Origin of the sequence: Armatimonas sp. (assembly GCF_043757465.1) — a bacterium.
Lineage (GTDB): Bacteria > Armatimonadota > Armatimonadia > Armatimonadales > Armatimonadaceae > Armatimonas.
In genome coordinates this window covers 1-3,694 of sequence record NZ_JAYVPL010000140.1, presented here as the reverse complement: position 1 = coordinate 3,694, position 3,694 = coordinate 1, and the positions used below count along the sequence as shown (strand labels likewise).

General features: G+C 56.7%; 5 protein-coding genes. 3 read left to right on the top strand and 2 right to left on the bottom strand.

The window, feature by feature from the left end:
- On the bottom strand, positions 1–204 hold a 204-nt coding region (locus ACH2ED_RS19435), incomplete at its 3' end, for a hypothetical protein (RefSeq protein WP_395094369.1).
- Positions 205–807: 603 nt separating this feature from the next.
- On the opposite strand from ACH2ED_RS19435, the gene ACH2ED_RS19430 reads away from it, so the two are divergent.
- Together ACH2ED_RS19430 and ACH2ED_RS19425 are read left to right on the top strand one after the other, a co-directional pair.
- Positions 808–1,401, top strand: a complete 594-nt coding sequence (locus ACH2ED_RS19430) for an AAA family ATPase (RefSeq protein WP_395094367.1) — start codon at positions 808–810, stop codon at positions 1,399–1,401.
- Positions 1,402–1,424: 23 nt separating this feature from the next.
- Positions 1,425–1,703 carry a hypothetical protein gene (locus ACH2ED_RS19425; protein ID WP_395094366.1) on the top strand — a complete coding sequence of 93 codons (279 nt, stop codon included), beginning with the start codon at positions 1,425–1,427 and terminating at the stop codon, positions 1,701–1,703.
- Positions 1,704–1,834: 131 nt separating this feature from the next.
- Here ACH2ED_RS19425 and ACH2ED_RS19420 read toward each other — a convergent pair whose 3' ends face one another.
- Positions 1,835–3,070 (bottom strand): ATP-binding protein, encoded by a 1,236-nt coding sequence (locus ACH2ED_RS19420; protein ID WP_395094365.1) that lies wholly within the window; start codon positions 3,068–3,070, stop codon positions 1,835–1,837.
- A gap of 216 nt (positions 3,071–3,286) precedes the next feature.
- On the opposite strand from ACH2ED_RS19420, the gene ACH2ED_RS19415 reads away from it, so the two are divergent.
- The coding region (locus tag ACH2ED_RS19415) for a type IIL restriction-modification enzyme MmeI (RefSeq protein ID WP_395094364.1) at positions 3,287–3,694 on the top strand (408 nt) is incomplete at its 3' end.

Here is a 3,694-nt window from a genome sequence, read left to right as displayed (position 1 = left end):
CCAAAGCGCCAGCAGCCGCTCGTTGAGTGACTCGGTGGGAATCTCCTGGCCGACTTGCAGCTCGACGACGGCGCGGCGCGGGATAAGGGCCGTTCGCTCGCCCAAGTCCGTTGGAGCCGCGGTCACGACAAGCTCGCCACTCGCATCCAAGATTTCCAAAGTCTCCACAGCACTACCCAAAATCTCGACCGTCTCGCTATCCATCGCCACCTCCAGGCATCCGAGCGATTCAAAGACGGGTTACCCGAAGCCGTCAAAATCGCCGCTTTCGGATAGTTTCGCCGCCCGATACTGGATCTCCTCTAATGCACGAGAAGTGCGCTTATCAAGCATTCAGCGAGAGATTCATGAGAAGGATAGCGTGCCTCGCTTGGTCTTGGGAATGCTTGCGAACTTATCTACATCTCCCGATTTTGGCGATTTGCCCTTAGAAGCCTCCAGAAGGCGATTCTAGGGGCGGTACCTCCCGGAAAGGGAATCGCTCCACCCAGAAGGCGGGCAGGAAGGCCAAAAACGGCGATCTGTAGATAGGGCAGGCGATAATAAATAAGACAGTCTTAGGAAAATCGGTTAAATCGCCTCGATTTTATCTGGCATTCTGGCATGGCTTTCTGGTTATATGGTCTGTAAATCTGGTATACCAGTCTGGTATTCTGGCTATGTGATATACTGCAAGCACGAAAACGCCCCCGATAAGGGCTTGGCGTTTTACTGGAGACGAGGCCCTAGAAGCAGAGCTTTTTCGGGGCGACTCGCGTAGAATCGCCTCACACGAGGCCGGAGCTTTGGGAGAGGACTTGGCAGGGCATGAAGATCATTACCATCACAGGCTATAAGGGAGGCGTCGGTAAGAGCACCGTCGCCGTTCATCTCGCTGCCTTTTTCAGCAAAAAAGGCAAGACCGTTCTGGTGGACGGAGATCCCAACCGTACCTCTATCGCTTGGGCAGAGCGCGGCTCGCTGCCCTTCGAAGTCGTAGACCAGCGCCAGGCCATGAAGGCCGTGGCGGGAGCGGACTTCATCGTCATTGATACTCCTGCCCGACCGGACTCCGACGACCTAAAGGAGCTGGCCAAGGGCTGCGACCTGATCGTCCTGCCCACCGCACCCGATGTTCTGAGCTTGCAGCCCATGCTGGAAACCTGCCGAGCACTGCCTGGTGCCAAGTACCGGGCGCTGCTTACTATCGTGCCGCCCCACCCCAGTCGCGAGGGCGAGATTATGCAGGGTGAGTTGCGCCAAGCAGGGATCGCGGTCTTTGATGCCATCATCCGCCGAACCGCAGGCTTCCCCAAGTCGGCGCTCGCGGGTACTACCGTGGAGACGCTCGCCGATCCACGGCAGAAATCGGCATGGGGTGACTTCGAGAGCCTCGGCAAAGAGATTCTAGGCCTGATCTAAGAGTTTTCGAAAGAGAGAAAGTCATGAGCAAAATAAGTTACGCAGACATCATCCAGAAGGCGAGAGAGTCGAGGGCGGTGGAGACGGAGCAGGAAAACGAGGAAGTCGTCTCGTTGCCAGAAAGCCAGAGTACCCACGTAGAAACGGCTCCTGGTAAGGTAGTAGAGGAGATGGTGAACCTCTCGATCCGGGTGCCAAAGCGATTGCGGATGCACTGGGTCGCCGAGGCAAAGCGCCATGATACCAGCATCACCGCTATGATTACAGAGGCTCTCAACGCCAAGTTCGGAAGCCCTAGCTAGGCATGAAGGTTAAGAATATGTATCGGTCAATACCTGATCATGAATCGTGCTATTCCATTTGTCTGAACAAGCACACGTAATCGCCAACAAATCGCCAACTACCAGCTCACCATAGAGGCAGAATCGCCAACTCATGGTAGATACCGTACCCCACGACCAGAGCCTTCTCGCTTCAAAATACCACTCTCTACTAGGAAGTTGAGTTCACGTCTGGTCGCTTCGTCTGACAATTGAAATGCTTCTCGATACTCACGGTTGGTAATAGCACCACGCTGCTGAGTCAGACGCACTCCTCGAACCTGGCGCTCTGTAAGGCCCATTTGCCGAAGCATGGCATCGGAGAATCGGTTGTGCCAGAGCGTCACTGTAAAGCTACCACTGGTGCTGACAAACTCTGGCGGAGGTAGCCCAGCTGCGGCCAGGGCCTCCGCCATGCGCAGGGTTCCCGTTCCCCAACTCTCGATCAGCTCCATCTTATGGGCGATGCTGGCAAGCAGTGGATTGCGTGGGAGCGAGCTGTGCGGGCGGGCAAGATCGGCAACCGTCAAATGCTCTGAGAGACCACCAACGTTCATTATTACAACTCGGTCTGGGTAAAGCCTCACCTGGATGGCGCTCTGGGCAGTGTAGTCGCGGTGCAGAAGGGCATTGATCAATGCCTCACGAAGTGCCACCAGAGGAATCTCCCAGACCTCACGCCGCTGGAGAGAAGCGATGCCCTCCCCCTCACTGGGAAACTCATAGGTTACACGAAGGCGCTGACGAAGCCACTCCAGAACGCCTTCAAGCTGTTGGAGCAGTGAACCATCGAAGCGCTGATCATCTGAGATCGTGATCCCATCGTTTTCAAAACGGGCAGCCTGAACACGAGCGGTTGGATACCAGTGCTGCGGATTATCTGTGAACAATAGAACGCCACCACGCTTCAAACGCCCTGAGGAATGAACCAGTCCCAGCTTCTCGATCAGGAGGTTGTCTGTCTCCGCCTGGGATGCCTCCGGTAAACGCTGCTTCGCCCGAGTCCGAAAGATGGAGATGGCTTCAGGGAACAGATCCCCTATTGTTGCATCGGAAGGGAGCTCGTCCCAGCTCTGGCCGGTCTTCTCTAGCAGAAAACGTGGTAGTTCCTCTGTCGGGACTTCCCGGGTAGAGTTGCCCACGCGCCGGAAGAAGCGACCATTGAGCGCCACTGGAGAGACTGCCTGTGCCATCTGGATCGCTAGGACGGGCGTGCCCTCCAGAGTCTCGATGGTCATGGAGCGCGGGTGTACCTGGAGTTTGGCGACGATAGTATTGCTGATGCGCTCCATCTCCTTGCCGTCGCCATGCCAGCCAACGATGCTTCCGTTATCCGAACCCCAACCCAAAGCACTCCCCCACGAGTATTGGCAAGGGCCGCGAGCGCATCAAGGCACTCCTTCTCTTGCCAGGAGCGCTTGTACTCCTCGGTCTCGGCTTCGCGTGTTGGTTTCAGGTTGAGCGCATCCATTGGGAGTCAGTATACCTGAATTAAAAACATCTGTTTACTCTAGGCGAGCGACTTCAGGGCAGGAAAGCCGCCTGCCTTTGCCGAATGGCAGGGCATGTCGACTGTTGCTCCAGCGGAGCTTCGCAGCTGCGCCCCTTCCCTTTCCCTCTCGGAATTCGTCGCTCGCTGGAGAGCCTCTACACTCACAGAAAGGGCGGGCTATCAGGAGCACTTCCGCGATCTGTGCGCTCTCCTGGGGCAGCTCACCCCCGCCGAAGCAGATCCCACCGGAGATAGTTATGCTTTCGAGAAGGGCGTCAAGAAGACTGGCAACACGTCGGGCCGCGTAGATGGGTTCGCCGATGTGTGGAAGCGCGGACACTTCGCCATCGAGTACAAGGGCAAGAAGAAGAACCTCACCGATGCCTACCAGCAGCTCCTCGCCTACCGGGAGGATTTGGAGAACCCGCCGCTGCTGGCCGTGTGCGACCTCAACCGCTTCGAGGTGCATACCAACTTCACC

What these genes read in the sequence shown, in the direction of transcription:
- ACH2ED_RS19425 (WP_395094366.1), top strand. Translation starts at nt 1,425, where the DNA reads ATGAGCAAAATAAGTTACGCAGACATCATCCAGAAGGCGAGAGAGTCG.
- ACH2ED_RS19430 (WP_395094367.1), top strand. Translation starts at nt 808, where the DNA reads ATGAAGATCATTACCATCACAGGCTATAAGGGAGGCGTCGGTAAGAGC.